The 3,193-nt window shown below is 63.8% G+C and carries 2 protein-coding genes and 1 pseudogene; 1 reads left to right on the top strand and 2 read right to left on the bottom strand.

Going from position 1 to position 3,193, the window contains the following annotated elements:
* Nucleotides 1-246: pseudogene (locus AB4Z11_RS27560) on the top strand (hypothetical protein); the annotation flags it as partial.
* Between the two features lie 62 nt (nucleotides 247-308).
* Here AB4Z11_RS27560 and AB4Z11_RS27555 read toward each other — a convergent pair.
* Together AB4Z11_RS27555 and dsbD are read right to left on the bottom strand one after the other, a co-directional pair.
* Entirely contained in the window at nucleotides 309-1,658 is a 1,350-nt protein-coding gene (locus tag AB4Z11_RS27555; protein WP_442029028.1) for an amino acid permease, read from the bottom strand.
* A 144-nt stretch (nucleotides 1,659-1,802) separates the two neighbouring features.
* Nucleotides 1,803-3,193: protein-disulfide reductase DsbD (gene dsbD / locus AB4Z11_RS27550; RefSeq protein ID WP_442029027.1), on the bottom strand; the 1,391-nt coding region annotated here is incomplete at its 5' end.

Here is a 3,193-nt window from a genome sequence, read left to right as displayed (position 1 = left end):
CGCCTGGTCGGCCTGCGCGATGGCAGCCGCCTGCGTTCGGCGCCGGGGCAGAAGGAAGTGAAGGTGACGCTGGATGCGGTGGGCGGCACGGGCCGCCTTTGGTGGCTGCTGGACGGACAGCCGGTGCCGGTGAACGGCAGCGGGCGCCGCCAGAGTTTTACGCTGGGTGGAGCGGGCCGGCATAGCATCGCCGTGGTGGACGGCGCCGGCCATTACGATAACCTGGTCGTCGGCGTCGATGGTTAAACCCAGGGCGTGAACCCGGTGCCTGCCACGCCGTGGCAGGCACCAGCCGTTGCTGTGTGGTGTTAAACAGCGACCGTGGCGTCCTTGCTGCCTTTGCTGCGGAAACCGATATACAGTACGCCCAGCCACACCGGAATCAGGTACACCGAAATGCGCAGGTCCGGCGTCAGGCACATCACCGCCAGGATACCGGCCAGGAAGGCCAGGCACAGGTAATTAGTGAGCGGATAGCCCAGGCTCTGGAAAGCGGTCACCTTGCCTTCAGCCTTCTTCTGCGCGCGGAACCGCAGGTGAATCCAGCTGATCATGCCCCAGTTGATAATCAGTGCGGACACCACAAGTCCCATCAGCACTTCAAACGCCTTGCCCGGCATCAGATAGTTCACCACCACGCAGATGCCGGTAGCGAAAGCCGAAACGCCCAGCGCCGCCAGCGGCACGCCGCGCTTGTTCACGGACAGCAGGACCTTCGGTGCATTGCCTTGTTTGGCCAGGCCGTACAGCATGCGGCTGTTACTGTAAACGCCGCTGTTGTAGACAGACAGGGCGGCCGTCAGCACCACGACGTTCAGTACCGTCGCCACCACATTGCTGTTCAGGGCATGGAAGATCAGCACGAAGGGGCTGCCGCCGGTGACTACTTTCTGCCATGGATACAGCGACAGCAGCACGCCCAGCGCGCCGATGTAGAAGATCAGAATGYGGTAGATGGCCTGGTTGGTGGCCTTCGGGATAGTCACGGATGGATTGTCCGCTTCCGCCGCCGTGATGCCGATCAATTCAAGGCCACCGAAGGAGAACATGATCACGGCCATCGCCATGACCAGTCCGTCCACGCCATTCGGGAAGAAACCGCCGTGCTGCCACAGATTGGCCACCGTCGCCTCCGGTCCGGCGCTGCCGGACAGCAGCAGATAAGCGCCGAAGCCGATCATGCCGACGATCGCCACCACCTTGATGATGGCGAACCAGAATTCCATCTCGCCGAAAGCCTTGACATTGGCGAGGCTGATCGAATTGATAATGAGGAAGAAGGCGAGTGCCGACACCCAGGTTGGAATCGCCGGCCACCAGTATTGGACGTAAATGCCCACGGCCGACAGTTCGGCCATGCTGACCAGCACATACAGCACCCAGTAATTCCAGCCCGACATGAAGCCGGCCAGGTGGCCGCAGTATTTGTCCGCAAAATAGCTGAAGGAACCGGCGACCGGCTCGTCCACCACCATCTCGCCCAGCTGGCGCATGATCAGGAAGGCGATGAAGCCTGCCACCGCGTAGCCAAGCAGTACGGAAGGCCCGGCCATTTTGATCGTCTGGGCGATACCCAGGAAAAGGCCGGTGCCGATAGCCCCGCCCAGCGCGATAAGCTGGATATGGCGGCTCTTGAGTCCCCGTTTCAGTTCACTCATTTCTCTTTCCGGAATGTGATAGAAGCGGGTGATTCTAAAGCATTTTCAGCCTGATACCGGGGATTTCAGAGGCCATGCCCGAAGATGTCCGCATCCGGGTTGTGGCCGATGTCGATCAAAGCGCCGCTGACGGCCAGTGCTCCCTTAGCTGGCTGCGCGCTGCAGCTGCCGGACGAAGGATTCGGGCGGCATGAAGCCGATGACGCGGGCTTGCGGTACTTCCTTGCCGCTGGCGTCGAACAGGATAATGCCGGGTGGCCCAAACAGCTGGAAGCGCTTCATCAGAGCGCGGTCGTCGGCGTTGTTGGCCGTCACGTCAACCTGGATCAGCTGCATGCCCTGCATGGTGGCGGCGACTTTGGACTCCGAGAAGGTCATGCGCGCCATCTCCTTGCAGGACACGCACCAATCGGCGTAGAAGTCGAGCATGACCGGCTTGCTGGCGCTGGCCAGCACTTTGTCCAGTTCTGCAACGGTGCGGATGCGCGTGAAGCGCGGGCCTGCGCGTGAGGCCGTTTGTTCGGCCGCCCCCGTACCGCCGCTGCGCAGGTGGGCCAGCGGCTGCAGCACGTCGGTGCCGGAGCTGGCGGCGCCGACCAGTTCGAATAGTCCGCCCAGCAGCATCAGCACGCCCAGCGCCTTGGCGGAGTAGGCGCCGATGCCGGCGCCCTGCGGCAGTGTTTCGCCCACGCGCAGGAAGGCGGCGCACAGGATGGCGAAAGCGCCCCACAGCGCCATGGCGCCGGTGACCGGCAGTACGGGACTGATCATCCAGATGGCGACCGCGATCAGCAGCAGGCCGAAAACTTTCTTCACATTGTTCATCCAGGCGCCGGCTCTTGGCAGCAGGCTGCCTGCAGAGAGTCCCGTCAGCAGCAGCGGTACGCTCATGCMGGCCGCCATCGCGAACAGTGCCCAGCCGCCGGTGGCGGCGTTGCCGGTCTGGCTGATGTAGAGCAGAGCGCCGGCCAATGGTCCGGCCACGCACGGGCCGACGATCAAGGCGGACAGCGCACCCATGATAAATACGCCTGCGATCTTGCCGCCGCTCTGTTTTCCGCTCGATTCGCTCAAGCGGCTTTGTAGGGCGCTGGGCAGTTGCAGCTGATAGACGTCAAACATCGACAGGGCCAGCGCAACCAGGAGCGCGCCGAATGTCAGCAGCACCCAAGGCTTTTGCAGCGCACCCGCCAGACCTTCGCCCGCCAGGCCCGCGGCCACGCCAAGCGCGGTATAGACCAGGGCCATGCCCAGGCTATATGCGGCCGCCAGCAGCAGGCCGCGTTTGCGCGTGACCTGTCCCTCGCCGACGATGATCGACGACAGGATCGGCACCATCGGCAGTACGCAGGGCGTGAAGGAGAGCAGCAAGCCAAAGACGAGGAAAGCGCCACCAATCCGCCACGCGCTGCCGCTTTGTAGCGTGCGCTGGGCGAGCGACGTATCGTCCTCCACGGGGGAAGCCGCCCGCTGTCCGCCCGCGGCGCCGTCATCCGCAGCAGCCAGCCGCCGCCCGTCCGGCGCGCCGCCCGCAG

The sequence above is a fragment of the Pseudoduganella sp. RAF53_2 genome (assembly GCF_052113985.1).
Taxonomy (GTDB): Bacteria; Pseudomonadota; Gammaproteobacteria; order Burkholderiales; family Burkholderiaceae_D; genus Rugamonas.
This window is presented reverse-complemented; position numbering and strand designations above follow the sequence as displayed.